This window comes from Curtobacterium sp. DN_7.5 (assembly GCF_022655355.1).
Taxonomy (GTDB): Bacteria; Actinomycetota; Actinomycetes; order Actinomycetales; family Microbacteriaceae; genus Curtobacterium; species Curtobacterium luteum.
Genome location: NZ_CP093378.1, coordinates 2954208 through 2973667, shown reverse-complemented (window position 1 = coordinate 2973667; position 19460 = coordinate 2954208). Strand labels below are relative to the sequence as shown.

19 protein-coding genes are annotated in these 19460 nt (G+C 71.7%); 15 read left to right on the top strand and 4 right to left on the bottom strand.

Going from position 1 to position 19460, the window contains the following annotated elements; all coding sequences use genetic code 11:
* The first annotated feature begins 30 nt into the window (after positions 1-30).
* The 6 genes from MON03_RS13770 (at position 31) to MON03_RS13745 (ending at position 5738) form a co-directional block, all read left to right on the top strand.
* Positions 31-2091, top strand: coding sequence for an Ig-like domain-containing protein (locus MON03_RS13770; RefSeq protein ID WP_242088991.1), 2061 nt, complete (start codon positions 31-33; stop codon positions 2089-2091).
* Between the two features lie 86 nt (positions 2092-2177).
* A complete protein-coding gene (locus MON03_RS13765; RefSeq protein WP_242088990.1) occupies positions 2178-3188 on the top strand; it encodes a sortase in 1011 nt (336 codons plus the stop codon).
* Positions 3189-3202: 14 nt separating this feature from the next.
* On the top strand, positions 3203-4060 hold the full coding sequence (locus tag MON03_RS13760; RefSeq protein WP_031273184.1) for a phosphate ABC transporter ATP-binding protein: 858 nt from the start codon (positions 3203-3205) through the stop codon (positions 4058-4060).
* A 162-nt stretch (positions 4061-4222) separates the two neighbouring features.
* Positions 4223-4444 (top strand): hypothetical protein, encoded by a 222-nt coding sequence (locus MON03_RS13755; protein WP_242088988.1) that lies wholly within the window; start codon positions 4223-4225, stop codon positions 4442-4444.
* A 2-nt stretch (positions 4445-4446) separates the two neighbouring features.
* Positions 4447-4863 carry an NAD(+)--rifampin ADP-ribosyltransferase gene (gene arr / locus MON03_RS13750; RefSeq protein ID WP_242088986.1) on the top strand — a complete coding sequence of 139 codons (417 nt, stop codon included), beginning with the start codon at positions 4447-4449 and terminating at the stop codon, positions 4861-4863.
* Positions 4864-4931: 68 nt separating this feature from the next.
* Positions 4932-5738: a DNA-formamidopyrimidine glycosylase family protein gene (locus MON03_RS13745; RefSeq protein ID WP_242088984.1), complete on the top strand. Its 807-nt coding sequence runs from the start codon at positions 4932-4934 to the stop codon at positions 5736-5738.
* Positions 5739-5760: 22 nt separating this feature from the next.
* On the opposite strand, the gene MON03_RS13740 is transcribed toward MON03_RS13745, so the two are convergent.
* Positions 5761-6345 (bottom strand): TetR/AcrR family transcriptional regulator, encoded by a 585-nt coding sequence (locus MON03_RS13740; RefSeq protein WP_242088982.1) that lies wholly within the window; start codon positions 6343-6345, stop codon positions 5761-5763.
* Positions 6346-6501: 156 nt separating this feature from the next.
* On the opposite strand from MON03_RS13740, the gene MON03_RS13735 reads away from it, so the two are divergent.
* From MON03_RS13735 to MON03_RS13725, 3 genes are all read left to right on the top strand, one after another.
* Positions 6502-7869, top strand: a complete 1368-nt coding sequence (locus MON03_RS13735; protein WP_242088980.1) for an MFS transporter — start codon at positions 6502-6504, stop codon at positions 7867-7869.
* A 107-nt stretch (positions 7870-7976) separates the two neighbouring features.
* On the top strand, positions 7977-8807 hold the full coding sequence (locus tag MON03_RS13730; RefSeq protein ID WP_242088978.1) for a sugar phosphate isomerase/epimerase family protein: 831 nt from the start codon (positions 7977-7979) through the stop codon (positions 8805-8807).
* Positions 8804-9961, top strand: a complete 1158-nt coding sequence (locus MON03_RS13725) for a Gfo/Idh/MocA family protein (protein WP_242088976.1) — start codon at positions 8804-8806, stop codon at positions 9959-9961. The genes MON03_RS13730 and MON03_RS13725 overlap by 4 nt, the downstream gene beginning before the upstream one ends.
* A gap of 89 nt (positions 9962-10050) precedes the next feature.
* Here the strand turns inward: MON03_RS13725 and MON03_RS13720 are convergent, their stop codons facing one another.
* Positions 10051-11379: a flavin monoamine oxidase family protein gene (locus MON03_RS13720; RefSeq protein WP_242088974.1), complete on the bottom strand. Its 1329-nt coding sequence runs from the start codon at positions 11377-11379 to the stop codon at positions 10051-10053.
* 148 nt (positions 11380-11527) lie between these two features.
* On the opposite strand from MON03_RS13720, the gene MON03_RS13715 reads away from it, so the two are divergent.
* The gene (locus tag MON03_RS13715; RefSeq protein ID WP_175327555.1) at positions 11528-13264 is read left to right on the top strand and encodes an APC family permease; all 1737 of its coding nucleotides are present in this window, start codon (positions 11528-11530) and stop codon (positions 13262-13264) included.
* A gap of 235 nt (positions 13265-13499) precedes the next feature.
* Here MON03_RS13715 and MON03_RS13710 read toward each other — a convergent pair whose 3' ends face one another.
* A complete protein-coding gene (locus MON03_RS13710; protein WP_022903359.1) occupies positions 13500-13961 on the bottom strand; it encodes a DUF4383 domain-containing protein in 462 nt (153 codons plus the stop codon).
* Positions 13962-14269: 308 nt separating this feature from the next.
* Here MON03_RS13710 and MON03_RS13705 point away from each other — a divergent pair, with 308 nt between their 5' ends.
* From MON03_RS13705 to MON03_RS13695, 3 genes are all read left to right on the top strand, one after another.
* Positions 14270-15190 (top strand): ABC transporter ATP-binding protein, encoded by a 921-nt coding sequence (locus MON03_RS13705; protein WP_242088972.1) that lies wholly within the window; start codon positions 14270-14272, stop codon positions 15188-15190.
* Positions 15187-16017 carry an ABC transporter permease gene (locus MON03_RS13700; RefSeq protein ID WP_022903361.1) on the top strand — a complete coding sequence of 277 codons (831 nt, stop codon included), beginning with the start codon at positions 15187-15189 and terminating at the stop codon, positions 16015-16017. Before MON03_RS13705 ends, MON03_RS13700 begins: the two co-directional genes overlap by 4 nt.
* A gap of 107 nt (positions 16018-16124) precedes the next feature.
* Positions 16125-16559, top strand: a complete 435-nt coding sequence (locus MON03_RS13695; protein WP_242088970.1) for a hypothetical protein — start codon at positions 16125-16127, stop codon at positions 16557-16559.
* A 129-nt stretch (positions 16560-16688) separates the two neighbouring features.
* On the opposite strand, the gene MON03_RS13690 is transcribed toward MON03_RS13695, so the two are convergent.
* Positions 16689-17018, bottom strand: a complete 330-nt coding sequence (locus MON03_RS13690) for a hypothetical protein (protein ID WP_031273302.1) — start codon at positions 17016-17018, stop codon at positions 16689-16691.
* Between the two features lie 426 nt (positions 17019-17444).
* Here MON03_RS13690 and MON03_RS13685 point away from each other — a divergent pair, with 426 nt between their 5' ends.
* Both MON03_RS13685 and MON03_RS13680 read left to right on the top strand, forming a co-directional pair.
* Positions 17445-18494, top strand: a complete 1050-nt coding sequence (locus MON03_RS13685) for a YeiH family protein (RefSeq protein WP_242088968.1) — start codon at positions 17445-17447, stop codon at positions 18492-18494.
* A gap of 91 nt (positions 18495-18585) precedes the next feature.
* Positions 18586-19014 (top strand): hypothetical protein, encoded by a 429-nt coding sequence (locus MON03_RS13680; RefSeq protein WP_022903364.1) that lies wholly within the window; start codon positions 18586-18588, stop codon positions 19012-19014.
* The last annotated feature ends 446 nt before the right edge of the window (positions 19015-19460 follow it).

The window sequence follows — 19460 nt, the reverse complement described above, 5'->3', positions numbered from 1 at the left end:
CGTCGGAACCCACGAAAGGAAACACCAGCCATGAAGGTCAACACCTTCTGCAAGGTCGGCGTCACGCTCGGGGCCTCGGCCCTGCTCGTCGGGGCCCTCTCCGTGCCGGCACACGCCGACCCCGCGGGGAACGCGTTCGGCACGCTCGTCGGTCTCGGCTCGGACACGACCCAGGACGTGATGAACGGTGTCGCCAGTGCCGTCGGCGGGAACCAGATCGCGTCCTACGACGCCACGAACGCTGGACCGACCGTGGTCACCCGCTCCGGTGGCAAGGCGATCCCGCGGGTGTCGGGTTCCGGTGCCGGACGCGACGAACTGCTCGTCTCGATCGGCGCGATCGCGAACAAGTCCGGCGTCGCACTCGCCGACGGTTCGAGCACCACCATCGACGACTCCGTCGTGGGACAGCTCGACTTCGCGCGGTCCTCCGGCGGCCCGGCGAGCAAGGACCTGTCGGCCGACGGCGTCCTCGCGTACGTGCCGTTCGCCCGCGACGCGGTCGACGTCGCCTACGCGCCGGGCAGCGCCCTCGCGAAGGTCCCGTTCTTCATCGGTGACGGCACCCAGGCGAAGAACGCGCCGACGCTGTGGAACGTGTACCGCGGCGACGTGACGCACGCCTACTTCAACGCCGACGGCACGTACAACTCCGTGGGCTCGGACGCCACCGGTCCCGACGGCACGACCGCGTACCAGCTGCAGCCGCTCCTGCCGAAGTTCGGTTCGGGCACCCGCAGCTACTTCCTCGGCCAGCTCGGCCTGACCGATGCCTCCGGCTTCACGAGCACGAACCCCTTCGTCTCCGACACCGACGGCGGCAAGCCGATCGAGGAGCACGACGGCACCGCGATCGTCGACCAGACCACGCAGTCGACCCTCGCGATCGCCCCGTTCTCGGTGAGCCAGTGGGTGGCGCAGGCGAACGGCGTCGGCACGGTCACCGACCGCCGCCACGGCGTCCAGCTCGCCGCGCTCAGCAAGGCCGACGGCGCGCAGACCGCCGCCACCACCGGCAGCGGCACGGCCTACGCGACGAACCCCGCGTACGCCGGCTTCGTCCGCGACGTCTACAACATCGTGCCGTCGCGCCTCGCCGACAACCCCTCGAGCGCCATCGCGAAGACCTTCGTCGGCAAGGACTCGCTCGTCTGCAAGCAGACCGCGACCATCGCGGCCTACGGGTTCCTGCCCGAGCCCGCGACGAGCGCGGCGACGACCTGCGGCTACGCCCAGCTCCGCGCCTACGCTCCGTCGCTGAGCACGACGACCCTCTCGGTGCCCGCGACCGCGACCGCCGGCAAGCCCGTCGACGCGACCGCGTCGGTCGAGTCGTTCGGCACCGGTGGCGGCTCCGTCCGCTTCCTCACGGGCTCCACGGTCGTCGGGACCGGCACCATCGCGAAGGGCGCCAAGAGCGTCACCGCCCCGGTGACCCTGCCGGTCGGCACGTCGTCGGTCACGGCGCAGTTCATCCCCGCCCTCGCCGGTGTCGCCTCGAGCACCTCGGGTGCGTCGAACGTCGCCGTGTCCGCCGCGACCACGGTCGCCGTCTCGGTGCCGAAGCTCACCGTCGGCACGACCGCGAAGGCGACCGTCACGATCGGCAACGGTGACGCAGCCGGCGGCACCGTCACGCTGAAGAACGGCACGGAGACGGTCGGTACCGCGAAGGTGGCCGCCGGTCGCACGAGCGCGACGATCTCGTTCGTCCCGAAGCACGCCTCCTACAAGTTCGTCGCCTCCTACGTGCCCGCGTCGACCGGTGGCAGCACCGTGTCGAGCTCGGCCGTGAGCGCCACGGTCGCCAAGGGCGCCCCGACGGTGAAGGCCGGTTCGGTGAAGTCCGTCTCGGCGAAGAGCCACGCGAAGTTCTCCGTCTCGGTGAGCGGTGCGGGCGCGACCCCGACCGGCAAGGTCACTGTGAAGGAGGGCAGCAAGACGCTGACCACGGTCACGCTGACCAAGGGCAAGGCGACCGTGACGCTGCCGCGGCTCTCGGCGGGCACGCACAAGCTGACCGTCTCCTACAGCGGTGACTCGCTGTGGAAGGCCGGCTCGACCTCGGCGACCGCCAAGATCACCCGCTAGTCCCACCCCGTCCGGCCGGCCCGCACGGGCCGGCCGGACCTCCCCGCACCCCGAGCACCCCCACGAACACCCCGACGGACGGACCGATGACGAGCTCGACCTCCTGGCTGCCCCGACCCTCCTGGTGGCCCCCGCGCCGCGCCGAGCCTGGCCGAGGGCGCAGCCGGACCCGGGGACCCGCGCGCACGGTCAGCGGCTGGTCCCGGGAATCCGCCGGCCCGGCCGCCCGAGCGATCCCGACCCTCGGCGAACCCGACCGGTGGCGCTTCGGCGGGTCCGCGGTCGTCGTGCTCGGGCTCCTCCTGGTCGGCTTCGCGCTGCAGTTCACCGGCGTCTCGCAGATCTCGTACGCCCGTGACCAGCAGCTCGCGCTCGACGCCTTCCGCTACCAGCTCGCGAACGCCACCGCCCCGGTCGGCCAGACGGGCACGGACGGCCGACTCGTCCCCGACGGCACCCCGGTCGCGATCGTCCGCGTCCCGGCGCTCGGGCTCGACACCGTCGTGCTGCAGGGCACGACGTCCGACGTCACCCGCTCCGGACCGGGTCACCGCCGCGACACCCCGCTGCCCGGGCAGGTCGGCGCCAGCGTCGTGTACGGCCGTCAGACGGCGTACGGCGGACCCTTCGGCCGGATCGACCAGCTCCGCACCGGCGCCGTCATCACGACCACGACCGGCCAGGGCACCGCGGAGTACCGCGTCGTCGACGTCCGCCGGTCCGGCGACCACGTCCCCGCGCCCCTCGGCGCCGGTGACGGCCGCCTCACCCTCGTGTCCGGCGCAGGGCTGCCGTTCCTGCCCGACTCGATCGTCCGGGTCGACGCCGAACTCGTCTCGAAGGCAGCCGTGACCCCGACGCCCGCGATCGGGTACTCCTCGCTCGCGCCCGAGGAGCTCACGATGGCCGGCGACGGCTCGGTGTGGCCGTTCCTCGTCCTCGGGCTCGTCGTACTCGCCGCGATGGTCGCGCTGTTCGCCGTCGGCATGCGGTTCTGGGGCCGCCGGCAGACCCTCGTCGTGGCGGTGCCCGTGGTCCTGGCGATCGGGTTGTCCGCCGCGTCCCAGCTCACCGTCCTCCTCCCCAACCTGATGTGACCGAAGAGAAGACCATGACCGACACCGAAACCCTCCTCGCCGAGTTCGACAGCTGGTTCGGGGACAGCACCCCCGACCGGCCCGGCCCCGCGGTCGCGCCCGCGACGCTCGACGCCCGGTCCGTGTCCGCCTGGTTCGGCGACCACAAGGTCCTCGACCGGGTGTCCCTGACCATGCCCGCCGGCGAGGTCACCGCGCTCATCGGGCCGTCCGGGTGCGGCAAGAGCACCTTCCTCCGGACCCTGAACCGCATGCACGAGCTCGTGCCGTCCGCGTCGCTCGCTGGCGAGGTCCTCCTCGACGACGTCGACATCTACGACGCGTCCCGCCGGATCACCGAGGCGCGCCGCCAGATCGGCATGGTGTTCCAGAAGCCCAACCCGTTCCCGGCGATGAGCATCCAGGACAACGTCCTCGCGGGGCTCGCCCTCACCGGCGTCCGCCTCGACAAGGCGGCGAAGGTCGACCTCGTCGAGGAGACGCTGACGAAGGCCGGGCTCTGGAAGGAGGTCAAGGACCGCCTCCGTCAGCCCGGCGGCGGCCTGTCCGGCGGTCAGCAGCAGCGCCTCTGCATCGCCCGGTCGCTCGCCGTGCGGCCCCGCGTGCTCCTCATGGACGAGCCGTGCTCGGCGCTCGACCCGACCTCGACCCGGCGCATCGAGCAGACGATCACGGAGCTCGCCGCCGAGGTCACGATCGTCATCGTCACCCACAACATGCAGCAGGCGCAGCGGGTGTCGGACCGGTGCGCGTTCTTCCTCGCCGAGGCGGGGACGCCCGGGGCGATCGTGGAGCACGGGCCCACCGCCGCCATGTTCGAGACGCCCCAGGACCCGCGGACCGCGGACTACGTGAACGGTCGCTTCGGGTAGGGGCCGCCACGGTCGGACGGGAGGCACGGTGCGGGCCCGCCCCGCGCCTCCCGTCCGACCGTGCTCGCGTCGGACCTGCTCGCGTCCGGCCGCGCGCACCTCCGGGCCTGCCCGCTCCCGCCGATGCGGCGGATTCCCGGCGATGCCGGGTTTGCTGGCGGCATGAGCGCCTTCGTGAGGGACAACCAGCCGGCCGGGGCCGAGGAGCCGGACGCGTTCGGCATCGACCTGGTCGACGGCGACGAACCGGCCGTGCGCATCCTCGTCCGGGGCGAGCTGCCCGCGACGGTGGAGCACGACGGACGGACGTGGGTCGCCACGGACGAGACGCACGACGCAGGGGACGACGGCCCGCCGATCGCGGTGTTCCGCCCGCGGGCCTGACCGTGGCCGCCGAGGACGAGACCGGGCCGTTCTTCCACGGCACGCGCGCGGCGCTCCGACCGGGGGACCTGCTCGTCGCCGTGCGCCCGTCGAACTACCGGCCCGAGGTCGTGATGAACCACGTCTACTTCACCGCGCTGCGGGACGGCGGCGGTCTGGCGGCGGAGCTGGCGGTGCTGCTGGCGGGCGCGGGGGAGCCGCACGTCTACGAGGTCGAGCCGACCGGGCCCTTCGAGGACGACCCGAACGTCACCGACACGAAGTTCCCCGGCAACCCCACGCGGTCGTACCGCACGTCGGCGCCGCTGCGGATCGTGCGCGAGGTCGACGACTGGACACGCCTGACGCCCGAGGCGGTCACGCTGTGGCGGGAGCGCTTGACCACCATGCGCGACGGCCGGGCAGAGATCATCAACTGACGACGTCGTCGCCGCTGACGGCGCCGCGGGTGCGCTGCGGTGTCGGTGGTCGGTCGTACCGTGTCGCCATGCCCGAGGGTGACTCCGTCCACCGGCTGGCCGCACGCCTCCGCCAGGTCGACGGATCGCGGGTGGTCGCCGGCGAACTCCGCGGTGGACCCGACGCCGGCCGAGCGTTCGGGGACCGGGTCGTCACCGGGCACGCCACGCACGGCAAGCACCTGCTCACCCGGTTCGACGACGGCGTGACGCTGCACACCCACATGCGGATGCAGGGGTCCTGGACGGTCACCGCGGCCGGTCGGCGCCTCCCGCGTCACGTCGCGCAGGACGCCCGTGTCCGGCTCGTGCTCGAGGACGGCCGGACGGTGTGGGGGATCGACCTGCCCGTGGTCGAGCTCGTCCCCACGGCCGAGGAACACCGGGTCGTCGGACACCTCGGGCCGGACCTGCTGCACGACGACTTCGACCGCGACGAAGCCCTCCGCCGGTGCTCACGCGACCCGGACGCACCGGTCCGCCGGGTGCTGCTCGACCAGCGTCGGGTCGCCGGGCTCGGCAACCTCTGGGCGAACGAGCTGTGCTTCGTGCGCGGGCTGCACCCGGACCTCCCTGCGGGCCGGGTCGCCTTCGGTCCGCTGCTCGACACGGCGCGGCGCATGCTCCGACACTCAGCGACCGCGCCGGACGCGTACCAGGTGACGACCGGGGTGCTCCGACGGGGCGAACGGCACTGGGTGGTCGGCCGTGCGGGGCGCCCGTGCCTGCGCTGCGGCACCCGGGTGCGGGCGCGGGACGACGTCGAGGTGGTCGGGTCGCCGGCCCGACGGCTGTGGTGGTGTCCCCGGTGCCAGCCGGAGCCGACGGCGGCCTGACCGAGCTGTCCCCGGGCTGGGCTCAGAGCACCCGCTCGAGCAGCCGCAGCGTTCCCGCGATGTCGATCCGCCGGTCGAGCAGCCACTGCACCTGCAGCCCGTCGAACGCCGCGATGATGAGCGACGCCACCTGCTCGAGGTCCGCGTCCGAGTACCGCCCCGACGACGCCAACTCGTCCCGCAGCTGCGTCGCGAGGTCCGCCCGCAGCAGCTCGAACCGCTCGGTGAAGAACGCGCGCGACTCCTCGTTCCGGGCCGCCACCGACACCCCGAGCAGCGTCGTGTAGAGCGTCACGAGGCCCGGCACGCTGACGTTGTGGTCCGCCGAGGCCGCCATGCGGGGGAGCACCCCGTCGACGGCCGCGACCCGGGCGACCGAGTCGGCGTCGCGTTGCCGGAGCACCTCGAGGAGCAGGGCCTCGCGCGACGAGAAGTAGTGCCGGAGTGCGGCGTGCGAGATGCCGATCGCGTCGCCGATGGCCCGGAGCGAGGCCCCGTCGATGCCCCGCGTCGCCACGACGTCGAGCGTGCGGTCGAGGATCTCCTGCCGGCGCTGCACCCCCTTGGCGTAGGGCCCCCGGACACCGCTTCCACCGTCGGAACTCACGGACCCAGGCTAGGCGTCGCCGCGGGTTCCCGATGACCCGGCGAAACATCCGCACCAAAAACTTCCGTCCGGAGGTTTTGGGTGCTACTGTCGCCGTCACCTACCAGCACTAGGTATTCAGACGGGCGCCAGCCCCCTGTGGCTCGAGGAGGAGTCATGTCGACACCGACGTCGAAGGAAGAACCCAAGTCCGGTCTCGCCGGCACCGCGACGCCGCCCGTCACCGCGGCCGCCGGTGCGACGAGCGCCGACCCCGCAGCGGCATCGCGGGCGTTCTCGGTCGAGGGCATCACGCAGGCCGTCAGCGCGGTCCGCGTCGGTCGCGGCTACCTCTGGGCCCTGAGCTTCGCCCAGTTCGGCCTGTTCGTCGCCCTGCTCACCCCGGTCTTCGTGAGCATGTCGATCAAGGCCGAGCAGCTCAACCCGACCAGCCCCGAGACCGTCGTCGGATCGGTGTTGCCGTTCGGTGCCCTCGGTGCCCTGTTCGCCAACCCGTTGCTGGGCGCGATCTCGGACCGCACGCGCACCCGGTGGGGGCGTCGCCGCCCCTACATGGTCGGCGGTGTCGTCGTCTTCGTCGGCGCGCTCGCCTGGATCGCGTTCTCGGACAGCGTGCTGCAGCTCACCCTCGGGTGGTTGCTGGCACAGATCGCCGCCAACACCGTGCTCGCCACCCTCACCGCGAGCTTCGCGGACAACGTGCCGGAGTTCCAGCGCGGCAAGGCCTCCAGCGTCATCGCGCTCGCTCAGAACATCGCGATCCTGGCCGGCCTCTACCTGGCCGTCTACCTCGTCGGCAACCTGCCGCTGCTGTTCATCGCACCCGGCGTCCTGGCGATCATCGCGGTCCTGATCTACGCGTTCGTGGCCCGTGACGACCTGCCGACGACGACGATCAAGCCGTTCAGCTGGATCAACCTGATCAGCTCGTTCTGGACGAACCCGATCAAGCACCGCGACTTCGGACTCGCCTGGTGGGGCCGCTTCCTCATCACCTTCGGCACGTTCATGTTCACGACCTACCGCGTCCTGTACATGCAGGACCGCATCGGTCTCTCGACGAAGGAGGCCGTCCCGGCGGTCGCGTTCGGTGTGCTCCTCTACACGATCGCGCTCCTCGCCAGCGCGGCCGTCTCCGGCTGGGTGTCGGACCGGGTGCAGCGTCGCAAGGTCTTCGTCTGGGGATCGACCGCACTCACCGCGGTCGGACTCGTGATCCTCGCCCACGTCGACACCGTCGGCGGGTTCTACTTCGCCGAGATCGTGCTCGGCTTCGCCTTCGGCATCTACGCCGCCATCGACACCGCGCTCATCGTCGACGTCCTGCCCGACCCGGAACGCCCCGGCAAGGACCTCGGCGTCATCAACATCGCGAACGCCCTGCCCCAGTCGCTCGCACCGGCCGTCGGCCTGTTCCTCCTCGGCATCGGCGGTGGGCAGAACTACACGCTCATGCTCTGGGGCGCCGGCGTCGCGGTCCTGCTCGGGGCCCTCGTCATCTTCCCCATCAAGTCGGTCAAGTAGCGCAGTCACCAGCAGACGGCCTGGAGGCGCGACCCGCGTCCGCAACGCGAGTCGCGCCTCCCCGCCGTCACGCCACCCCGCGACGACGCGGGCAGAAAGGATCCACCATGGCACCCGCCATCTCCCTGCAGCTCTACACGGTGAACGCCGCGCTCGAGCCCGACCTCGACGGCGGCGTCCGCCGCCTCGCCGAGATCGGCTTCGACACCGTCGAGGCCTTCGCCTTCGTCGGTCGCTCCGCCGAACTCAAGCGGGCCTTCGACGCGCACGGGATCACCGCGAAGACCGGCCACGCGTTCCTCGTCGAGGAGACCATCCCGCTGCCCGACGGTTCCGTGATGACCGCTCCGTCGCACGCCGACACCTTCGCGGCCGCGAAGGAGCTCGGCCTCGAGATCGTCATCGACCCGTTCGTCGGACCCGATGCGTGGACGACCCGCGAGGGCGTCGAGCGCGTCGCCGCCCGACTGAACGCCGCCGCCGTCGAGGCCGCCGAGCACGGCCTGCGCGTCGGCTACCACAACCACGACCACGAGCTCCGGCCGCAGATCGACGGGCAGCCCGCGCTGCAGGTGCTCGCGTCGCTGCTCGACCCGGCCGTGGTGCTCGAGCTCGACCTGTACTGGGCCTCGGCCGCCGGCATCGACCTCGTGCCGTTCATCCAGGAGCTCGGCGACCGGATCGTCGCCGTGCACGTGAAGGACGGACCGATGCACGAGGACATCTCGACGGCCTCGATCCCGACCGACCAGACACCGGCCGGTCAGGGCGACGTCCGGCTCGCCGAGGCCATCGCCGCGGCACCCGCCCTCGAGTACGCCGTCATCGAGTTCGACGGCTTCGACGGGGAGATCTTCGACGGGGTCGAGCAGTCCTACCGGTGGCTCGACGCCACGCTGAACGCCGTCGCGTCCGACACCGAGGCGGTCTCGGCATGACCCGCACGGGGAAGGTCGGCGTCGGGTTCATCGGCGCCGGCATGATCAGCGAGCAGTACCTCACGAACCTCACACGGTTCCCCGACGTCGAGGTCGTCCGCATCGGCGACATCGACACCGAGCGTGCGGCGGCGTCGGCCGCGAAGTGGGGCGTCGCAGCGTCCGGCACCGGCGACGAGGTCCTCGCGGACCCGGACGTCGAGATCGTCATCAACCTCACGCTGCCGGCCACGCACGTCGAGGTCTCGACCGCAGCGCTCCGTGCCGGCAAGCACGTGTGGAGCGAGAAGCCGATCGGCGTCGACCGCGGATCGGCCGCCGAGCTCGTCGCCCTCGCGGAGTCGCTGGGGCTGCGGCTCGGCATCGCACCCGACACCGTGCTCGGCACCGGATGGCAGACCGCCAAGCGGGCGATCGAGGCCGGTGCGATCGGCACGCCCCTGACCGCGGTCACGAGCTTCCAGTGGCAGGGGCCCGACGTGTTCCACCCGAACGCGTCGTTCCTCTACGCGAAGGGAGCGGGCCCGCTGTTCGACATGGGCCCGTACTACTTCACCGCGCTCGTGCACCTGCTCGGGCCGATCGCCTCGGTCGTCGCGACCGGCTCGAGGTCGCGCGACACCCGGCAGCTCGTGGTGGGACCGAACGCCGGTCGGGAGTTCCCGGTGGAGGTCCCGACGCACCTCTCCGTGCTGACGTCCTTCGAGCAGGGCGGGTCCGCGCAGTCGCTGCTCTCGTTCGACACCCCGCTGTTCCGCCACGGCGTCTTCGAGGTGAACGGCACCGAGGGCACGATCGTCCTCCCGGACCCGAACACCTTCGGCGGCGGCCACCCGATCCGCATCGCACGGCCCCTGGGCGCGGACGTGTCGTTCCCGTTCGAACAGGAGTGGGAGACGGTCCTCGACGAGGAGCCCACCGCCGGCCGCGGGCTCGGGGTGCTCGACATGGCGCGGGCGATCCGCGGCGGAGGCACCCACATCGCGACCGGCGAGGTCGGGTACCACGTGCTCGACACGATGGTCGCGGTGGAGGAGTCCGTCGAACGGCGGTCGTTCGTCGAGGTCGAGTCGACCGTCGCGCCGATCCCGTCGCTGCAGGACGACTTCGACCCCTTCGCGGCCACGCTGTCAGGGGTGGCGGCCGGGGTCTGACGACCCACGGTCACGGCCTGGAGGCCCTGCGCACGTCCGCCGCGCGCGGACCGTGAGCAGGGCCTCCCGTCCGTCCGCGGTCACGGACGTCAGGCCCAGAGCCGCTCGACCGGCACGGCGCGCCCGAGCACCCGCTCCGCCGCCCGGTGCCCCGAGTACATCGCCGCTGCCACGGTCGCCGGGTCGTCCGTCCACGTCGCCTCGCCCGCCAGGTGCAGCACGCCGTCGATCGGCTCCGCGAGGTCGTCGTGGTCGGCCGTCGTCGACCCGGGCAGCATGTGCGCGTACGAACCCCTGGCCCACGGATCGTCCTGCCACGCCGTCACGAGCACCGACGTCGGATCGCCGACCCGGTCGCCGTACAGGCGTCGCAACTGCCCGAGCACCGACTCCCGGACCCGCTCGGCCGACCAGCCCCGGATCGCGTGCGCCGCCGGACCGGCCGCGAACGTGAGCAGCGTCGGCTCCCCGTCCATCCGGGTGAGGTCGTACCAGGAGTGCCACCACGCCCCCTCCGGACCGAGCTGCCGCACCGCGTACACGTCGTCGTCCCAGAACCGCTGCGGGAACCGCAGCACGACCTTCTCGAACGCGTTCATCCGCAGGGCCCCGAGTGCCCGCCGGTGCGGGTCCGGCAGCGGCGGCTCGAAGCGGATCACGCCCGCCTGGAGGACACCGACGGGGACGGTCACGACTGCTGCGCCGGCGGAGAAGAGCCCGTGGTCGGTGGCCACGGTCACCGCGCCGGACGAGCGTGTCACGACGGACACGGCGTGGCCCAGCCGGACGTCGAGCCCCTCGGCCAAGCGCGCCGGCAGCTCGTCGTAGCCGTGCGGGAAGACCACCTCGTCGCCCTCGATCGTGTCGTCGTCGAGGCCGTGCGCGGCGAGTTCGTCGGCGGCCACCCCGTACTGCTCCTCACTCCGGTGCTCCAGGTGCTCGAGCACCCGTGCGGACCGGTCGGCGTCCCAGCCCTGCGCCACCACCGCCCGTGCGGCGACGTCGCGGTAGGAGTCCGACGGGCCGGACGCCGCGACGACCTCCGCGAGGGTGCGGTCCACCGTGTGCACGTCGGCTGCGAACCGCGCTGCCTCGTCGTCGCTCATCCGGCGGCCGTCGGGAGCGTGGTACGCGATCGGCCGACCGTCGACCTGGTAGCCCCCGACCGTGAACTCCACCGTCGGCAGCCCGAACGCGTCCGCCGCGGCCGCGACCGCGCTCCCGTCGACGCCGTGGATCCACGACGCTCCGAGGTCCGTCACCCGGCCCTCGCTCCGGTCGGTGTGCACACGACCGCCGACGCGTCCGCGTGCTTCGAGCACCACGACCCGGCGTCCGGCGTCCTGCAACAGCCGTGCTGCCGCGAGTCCGGCGACCCCGGCGCCCACCACGACGACGTCCCACGAGGAGGTGTCCACGCTGGTGCTCCTCTCGACGGCGGATCACGATCATCACAGGGTAGTGCGGATCCCGTCGCGAAGCGCTAGTTTCAGTGCTCGGATCCGCGGTGCTGCGGATCCGCGACGACGGAAATCGTCGCCTGGCACATCCGAGAGGTGGCTGGTCATGCGTGATGGCGGAGTGGTGACGGCGACCACGGACACGACCGCGGTCGACAAGGGGTTGCGAACCGGGACGCTCGGCCTGTTCGGCAGTGTCGTGATGGGCATCTCGTCCACGGCGCCGGCGTACAGTCTGGCCGCCAGTCTCGGCCTCGTGGTCGCGAGCGGCGGAGCCCTGCTCGCCGGGGTCAAGGCGCCCGCGATCATGCTGTTGGCGTTCATCCCGATGTGGATGATCGCCGTGGCGTACCAGGAGCTCAACACGGAAGACCCGGACTGCGGGACCACGTTCACGTGGGCGACCCGCGCGTTCGGTGCCGTCACCGGGTGGCTCGGCGGGTGGGGGATCATCGCTGCCGACGTCATCGTCATGGCGAACCTCGCGCAGATCGCCGGCTCGTACGGGTACACGTTCGTCGGCACGGTGACGAACGACCCGGCGATCAGCGCGCTCGGGAGCAGCACCCTGTGGTCGACCGTCGCCGGTGTGCTCTGGATCGCCGTGATGACCGTCATCTGCTACGTCGGGGTCGAGGTCTCGGCGCGGTTGCAGTACGTGCTCCTCGGCGTCGAGGTGCTCGTCCTCGTCATGTTCGCCTCGGTCGCCCTCGTCCGCGTCGGCACGGGGCACGGAGTCGACGGGTCGATCGCCCCGTCGCTGTCGTGGCTCTGGCCGAGCGGCATGGACTTCGGCTCGGTGATCGCGCCGGCGATGCTCACCGCGATCTTCATCTACTGGGGCTGGGACACCGCGGTGTCCCTCAACGAGGAGACGAAGGACCCGGGCAAGACCCCCGGCCGCGCCGCCGTGATCAGCACCGTGCTGCTCCTCGTCATCTACGCGCTCGTGTCGATCGCGGCGATCGCGTTCGCCGGCGTCGGGACGAAGGGCATCGGGCTCGGCTCCCAGACGAACGCCGACGACGTCTTCTCGGCCATCGGCCCGACGCTCTTCGGGGACTCGTTCCTCGGGCACGCGGCCATGGCGCTGCTCGCGTTCTCGATCCTGACGTCCGCGTCCGCGAGCACGCAGACCACCATCCTGCCGACCGCCCGGACCGCGCTGTCGATGGCGGCGTACAAGGCGATCCCGACCCAGTTCGCCCGCATCCACAAGCGCTTCCTGACGCCGACCTGGTCGACCGTCGGCATGGGGATCGCGTCGATCGGCTTCTACGTGCTGTTCACCGTCATCTCGACGAACCTGCTCACCGCGCTCATCGGGTCGGTCGGGCTGATGATCGCCTTCTACTACGGCCTCACCGGGTTCGCGTGCGTCTGGGCGTACCGGCGCACGCTGACCTCGAGCGTCCGGAACGCGCTCATGCGCGGTCTCGTCCCGCTGCTCGGCGGGGTCTCGCTCGCCGTCACGTTCGTCTACGGGCTCGTGCAGTTCGCCCAGCCCGACTGGCTGCAGGACGACGCCGGACACGACGTCACGATCCTCGGGATCGGCGCCGTGGCGGTCGTCGGTGTCGGCGCGATCCTCATCGGTGTCGTGCTCATGGTCGTCTGGTGGGTCCGTTCGCCCGACTTCTTCGCCGGTCGCACGCTCACCGCCCGGACGCCCGTCCTCGTCCTCGACACCCCGGGCGGCATCGAGACGATGGGTCTGCCGGACTCCGGCCGCGAGGCGACGGTGATCGCGCCCGACCTGTCGAACCTGCCGACCGGCAGCGTCGCCGTCGACGAGGAGACCGGCAAGCGGTTCCGCCGGACGCGCTCGCGACGCGACGACTGAGCACGCACGCGGGCCCGTGGTCCCCGCCGCGGCACCGCGGCCCGGTCCTCGCGCGACACCGCGACCACGTGGGCGAGGGGAGCCGGGGCGGGCGTGTCCGCCCCGCGGCCCACGCACGCCGAGACGGCCTGGAGGCCCGGTACCAGCTGGTACCGGGCCTCCAGACCGTCAGTGGTCACCCCTGATCCGGGTGACCGCACGCGGCGGGTCGGTCTCCCGACCCGCCGGGACGACGTCAGCGCGCGGTGCGCGCGCCGATGCGCGGGACGACCAGGCCGAGGACGACCATCGCGACCGCGAGGATGAAGTGCAGCACGTTGTCCGCGGTGTTGAGCGGCACGAAGTTCGCACCCGTCGCCATGCCGGCGGTGAACAGGCCGTAGATGAAGACGACGAAGTAGACGATGCCGCCGAAGACGAGGTAGTTGCGCGAGCCGACGTGCGAGCGAGCGGCGATGAGGCCGACGACGCCGAAGAGCAGGTGCACGATGTTGTGCAGGACGGACACCTGGAAGACGCCGACGAGGAGCGCCATCGAGCCGTGACCGGCCATCGACATGGAGCCCATGTCCATCGTGAGGCCCGGGATGAAGCCGGCGATGCCGACGAGCAGGAAGACGACGCCGAAGAGCAGCGCCACCTTCTGGGTCAGCGTCGCGGCGAAGCCGGTACGTGCAGGAGAGGTGTGTGCGGTCATGGTGCGGTCCTTCCGAACGGTGGGTTCGAACTCGATGGGCCCGCGGCGTGTTCGCCGCGGAACTGTTCCCGTCGCACAGGGTCTTCGGAGCGGACGGTCCGCCGGTTTGGAGGTGCCCGTGTGAACACCGCGTCGACCGTCGAACCCTGCTCCGACGGACGCGATCGGTGCTGTTCAGACCCAGCGTGCCCGTTGTGCGGCGTGTGTGTTCGCTGAGTGCGCACTGTGGCGACACCAGTTCGGGGGTCAGCACATCTCCGTCGCACGGGGGACGCGGGCCGGCTGGGGGTCCCCCTAGCGTTGGCTGCGTGATCGAAGTCGAGCACCTCACCAAGCACTACGGCCAGAAGATCGCCGTGAACGACGTCTCGTTCGTCGTCCGACCCGGGAGCGTCACCGGCTTCCTCGGGCCGAACGGCGCGGGCAAGTCCACGACGATGCGCATGATCATGGGGCTCGACCGCCCCACTGCGGGGAGGGCGATCGTCAACGGGGCGCCCTACCGGAGCTTCCCCGACCCGCTGCGGCAGGTCGGGGCGCTGCTCGAGGCGAAGGCGGTCCACTCCGGGCGCAGCGCGTACAACCACCTGCTCGCGCTCGCCGCGACGCACGGGATCCCGAAGGCGCGGGTGCACGAGGTCATCGACATGACCGGACTCGACGCCGTGGCCAAGAAGCGCGTCGGCGGGTTCTCGCTCGGCATGGGGCAGCGTCTCGGGATCGCGGCAGCGCTCCTCGGCGACCCGAAGACCCTGATCCTCGACGAGCCGGTCAACGGCCTCGACCCGGACGGTGTCGTCTGGGTCCGGCAGCTCGCCCGCCGCATGGCCGCCGACGGCCGCACGGTGTTCCTCTCAAGCCACCTCATGAGTGAGATGGCACAGACCGCCGACCGGGTCGTCGTGCTCGGCCGCGGCCGGGTCCTCGCCGACGCCCCCATCGCAGAGTTCGTGGCCGGCGGCGAGTCGGGCGGCGCCAACCGCGTGCTCGTCCGCACCCCCGCACCCGACCAGCTCTTCGGAGCGATCGGCTCGGAGGCGTCCGCCGTCACCCCGCGCGAGGACGGCGCCTTCGTCGTCGTCGGCCCCGACGCCCGGCGCATCGGCGACGTCGCCGCGCAGGTCGGGGCACCGGTCCACGAGCTTACCCCGATGGGCGCCAGCCTGGAGGAGGCGTACATGGCCCTCACCCGCGACGACGTCGAGTACCGATCGGAGGGCGCCCGATGAGCGCCGTGACCATGCCCCGCTCCACGAACGTCACGTTCCCGCGGCTCGTCCGGAGCGAGTGGATCAAGCTCCGCAGCATCCGGTCGACCGTGTGGTGCTACGCCATCGTCGTCCTGCTGACCCTCGCGATGGCCTTCCTGCTCGGCAGCATCGACACCGGTGTCCCGCGAGGTGCCCCGGTCGCCGCGGCGAACGCGCTCATCGTGCAGATCGGCACGGTCAGCGTCTCGCTCACCGCGCTCGTGGTCGCGGTGCTCGGCGTGCTCATCATCACGGGGGAGTACGGCACCGGGCAGATCCGGTCCTCGTTCACCGCTGCGCCCGGACGCACCGGCGTCGTACTCGCGAAGGCCGCGGTCCTCGCCGTCACGACCTTCGTGGTGAGCGCCGTCTCGACGTGGGTCGGGGTCGCGATCGCGGCGTCGCTGCAGTCCGGTCGTGACATCCACCCTGACCTCGCCGACCCGTCGGTCTTCATGCCGATCCTCGGGTCCTCGGTCTACGTGACCCTGGTCGCGCTGCTGGCGTTCGGCATCGGGCTCCTGGTCCGTTCGAGTGCCGGCGGGATCGCCATCGCGCTCGGCATCCTGCTCGTCCTGCCCACCATCGTGCAGGTCTTCGCCGCCCTGACGAACCAGCAGTGGATCATGGATGCCTCGCAGTTCCTGCCGTCCTCCGCAGGCGCGCAGCTCTACGCCTTCGACGACGGTGGTCAGCAGGGCGACGGCCTGCACCTGAACGGCTGGGGCGGCTTCGGCGTCCTCGCCGCCGAGGTGGTCGTCGTCGGTGCGGTCGCCTTGACGGCGGCGCGCACGCGCGACGTCTGACGACGTCCACGGTCGGCCTGGAGGCCCGGGTCACGTGAGCAGGTCTGCTCACGTGCTCCGGGCCTCCCGTCGTGCTGCGCGCAGTCCGCGCGTGTTGACTGGTGGCCATGGATGCGGGGGAGTGGCCGTTGCCGCGGTGGGCCGAGGTCGGGAGCGTCGTCGTGGCGGGGGTCGCGATCGTGCTGGGGATCGTGCTGCGGCTGGCGCCGGAGGACGAGCCGTTCGACACCGTGCGGTTCGTGTTCCTCCTGGTCGGACTCGGCTGTGCCTCCGTCGCGATCGCCGTGGGCCTGACAACGATGGCTCGGGGCCGTCTCGGCGCCTCGGTCCTACCCGAGAGCCGTCGCTTGGATCGGAGGACTCGACGCCGGATCGGCGCGGCGGCCGTCGGCCGGGTCGAGCCGCCCAGCGGGACCGACGGCCTCGTCCGGAGCACCGCGAAGCGGGTCGTGACCCTGATGCGGACCTCGGTGCTCACGGTGACCGGCATGCTCGTGCTGAAGGCATCTGCTCTCGCCCAGCGCCCAGCGCTCAGACGGTGATGCGTGGCGATGGCTGTTCCTGCTCGCGGCCGTGATGTTCGCCGTGGCGCTCGTGGCCTCGTTGTGGCAGTACCACGGGGCGCTGCGGGTGCTCGCCCGGAGTGAGCCCGCCCCGGCGGACGAGGTCCGCTAGCGCCGACCGAAGACCGCGGCGAGGGCCTCGCGGAAGCGCGACGGGCGACGCGGCGCGAGCGGCAGCGTGCGCGTCTGGTTCGGGAACGCCAGGTCGTGCAGCATGTTCCGCTTCGAGCCGTCCCAGTTCGCGAAGAGGTACGCGCCACCGAACGAGGTGAGACTCCGGACAGGCGTGCGTTTCCAGTTGCGGGCGACGTAGTACCCGGAGTGACCGGCACTGATGTTGCGGATCACGGTGTCGACGTCGATGACGCTCGTGGTCGTGACGACGGCGGTGATGCCCGTGCGGTCGCGGGCAACGTACTCGATGAGGTGTTCGGACACGGTGGGCTCTTCGTGCTCGTGGGGCAGGGCGGGGACACGGAACCGCCGTTGCTTCCGGAGGTCAAGGATACGTCGAGGGCGCCGATCCGGTCACGGGTCGGAAACGACCTGCGTGCTTCCGCGCCGGGCGGACGATGGCGGGTGCCGCGGCCGCCCGAGTCTCGCCGTGCGCGACACTCCTCGCGCTCTCGACCACGAGCAGTGTCGCTGCGGCCGAGTCTCGGTCCGCGCCGCCCGAGTCTCGTACCCAGCGACGGTGCTCGCGCTCCCGATCGCGAGCAATGTCGCTCAGGCCGAGTCTCGTGCCCAGCGACACCGCTCGCGCTCCCGATCGCGAGCAATGTCGCGCCGGCCGAGTCTCGGGGTCGGCACCGCCGCGACGCGCACCCGGTAACACACCGGGGCGCGGGTGGCCATGCTGGGACGGTGCCCCTGACCTCCTCCGCCGTCCGTCCTGCCCTGCCAGGCGTCGCCGTCGCCGTGGCGGTCGGCATCGTCGCGACCGCCGTCGGGACCCTGGTGCCCGTCGTCGGTGGCCCGGTGCCCGCCGTCGTCCTCGGGGCACTGCTCGGCTGGCTGGTCCGTCGACGGACCGACGGCGGCCTCAGCCTGCTCGCACCCGGGATGAAGTTCGCGTCGAGCCGGGTGCTGCAGGCGGCCGTCGTCCTGCTCGGCGCGCAGCTCTCGATCGGCGCGGTGCTGCGCATCGGCGCCGAGACCCTCCCGGTGATGCTCACCACCCTCGTCGTGTGCCTGGTCGGGGCGTGGCTCATCGGACGCGCCCTCCGGGTGTCGTCGACGCTCCGCACGCTGATCGGTGTCGGGACCGGGATCTGCGGCGCCTCCGCGATCGCCGCCGTCACGCCCGTCGTCGGCGCCGTCGGAGCGGACGTCGCCTACGCGATGTCGACGATCTTCCTCTGCAACATCGCGGCCGTCTTCCTCTTCCCACTGCTCGGTCACGCGCTCGGCCTGTCGCAGCACGCCTTCGGCGTCTTCGCCGGGACCGCGGTCAACGACACGTCGTCGGTGGTCGCGACGGCGACCGTCTACGGTCGCCAGGCGACCGACACGGCGGTCGTCGTCAAGCTCGTCCGCACCCTCATGATCATCCCGATCGTGGTCGGACTGGCCGGCCTGGAGGCACGGCGCACCGCCCGCGCACAGGCCGCGTCCGTCGACGGTGCCGGTCGCGCCGGGGGCGTCCGCGTGTTCCGGCTGGTGCCGTGGTTCCTGATCGGGTTCCTCGTGGTCGTGCTGCTCCGGACCGTCGGGGTGTTGCCCGCGGCTGCGGCACCCGGGTTCGCGACCGTGGCGACGTTCCTCATCACGGTGGCGCTCGGCGCGATCGGGGTGTCGACGGACTTCGGGGCGCTGCGCCGGGCAGGGTTCCGGCCGATGCTGCTCGGCATCGTGCTGTGGGCGCTCGTGGCGGGCACGAGCCTCGGGGTGCAGGCGGCGTTCGGCATGCTGTGACGAGGCCCCATGTGTGTGCGCTGTGCGCGAGGCGCTGGGTGGCCGAGAGGATGGTCTGGACCACGCGAGCGCGTCGGTCGGAGAGGACACAGTGTCGGACACGACGAGCAACGGTGCACTGCAGGCGATGATCGAGCGCGCCGGTCGGATCACTGCCGAAGAGGCCGAATCACTCGACGTCACCTGGAAGGCCGACGAGGGCATCCTCGTGCCGGAACCGAGCGCATCGCTCGCGATCCAGGGCGGCGCGGACGGGCGGATGGTCACGAACGCCGACCTCCTCGCCGCCTGGCAGCACGCGCTCGACGCCGCCGGCGCAGCGGGACGCGTCGAGGAGATCGAGGCGGCACAGGAGGCCGGACGCGCCGTTCGGCACTCGGACGCGCATCTGCGCGACCGCGCCGGGGCGGAGGAGGCCGTCCGGTCCGCAGTGCTCGCGACCGGCGTGCGCGACCTCGTCTCGGACGACGAGTACGCCACGCTGACGGCCGCCTGGCGGAAGGTGCTCGGGGAGGTCTGAGCGGCAGTACGTCGCGTGGCACGCCCTCGGTGGCCACGGTGCGCCCGCGACTCCTGCTCAGGAGCAGTCGTTGGTGATGCTGAGACGGCGGTCCCGTCGCTCGGGGCTGGTCCTGGACCGCCTGATCACCGGCCCCGAGGCCAGGGGACGCACGACCGGTGCGATCGCACGACCCCTGCCGCGGTCCTAGTCACAGATCCTGTGGTAGATGTACGCCGTGCAGATCTGCGTCTTCTTGTCGCAGCCCTTCTTGGTGTAGGTCTCGGTCCACGAGTGACACACGAGCGGACCTGCGTGGGCCGGAGCCGCGGCCGCAGGCAAGACGATTCCCACCCCCGCCAGTGCCACGACCAGCCCCATACCTGCCAATGCTCGCTTGACATTGCTCATTGCATTTCCCCCTGTTGTTCAGTGCCGTTCGGCCACCATTGTAGACATCATGGACG

Coding starts and splice junctions, on each gene's coding strand:
- MON03_RS13755 (WP_242088988.1), top strand. CDS start 4,223: ATGAGCGCCTTCGTGAGGGACAACCAGCCGGCCGGGGCCGAGGAGCCG.
- MON03_RS13715 (WP_175327555.1), top strand. CDS start 11,528: ATGCGTGATGGCGGAGTGGTGACGGCGACCACGGACACGACCGCGGTC.
- MON03_RS13710 (WP_022903359.1), bottom strand. CDS start 13,961: ATGACCGCACACACCTCTCCTGCACGTACCGGCTTCGCCGCGACGCTG.
- MON03_RS13770 (WP_242088991.1), top strand. CDS start 31: ATGAAGGTCAACACCTTCTGCAAGGTCGGCGTCACGCTCGGGGCCTCG.
- MON03_RS13765 (WP_242088990.1), top strand. CDS start 2,178: ATGACGAGCTCGACCTCCTGGCTGCCCCGACCCTCCTGGTGGCCCCCG.
- MON03_RS13695 (WP_242088970.1), top strand. CDS start 16,125: ATGGATGCGGGGGAGTGGCCGTTGCCGCGGTGGGCCGAGGTCGGGAGC.
- MON03_RS13700 (WP_022903361.1), top strand. CDS start 15,187: ATGAGCGCCGTGACCATGCCCCGCTCCACGAACGTCACGTTCCCGCGG.
- MON03_RS13725 (WP_242088976.1), top strand. CDS start 8,804: ATGACCCGCACGGGGAAGGTCGGCGTCGGGTTCATCGGCGCCGGCATG.
- MON03_RS13745 (WP_242088984.1), top strand. CDS start 4,932: ATGCCCGAGGGTGACTCCGTCCACCGGCTGGCCGCACGCCTCCGCCAG.
- MON03_RS13730 (WP_242088978.1), top strand. CDS start 7,977: ATGGCACCCGCCATCTCCCTGCAGCTCTACACGGTGAACGCCGCGCTC.
- MON03_RS13735 (WP_242088980.1), top strand. CDS start 6,502: ATGTCGACACCGACGTCGAAGGAAGAACCCAAGTCCGGTCTCGCCGGC.
- MON03_RS13760 (WP_031273184.1), top strand. CDS start 3,203: ATGACCGACACCGAAACCCTCCTCGCCGAGTTCGACAGCTGGTTCGGG.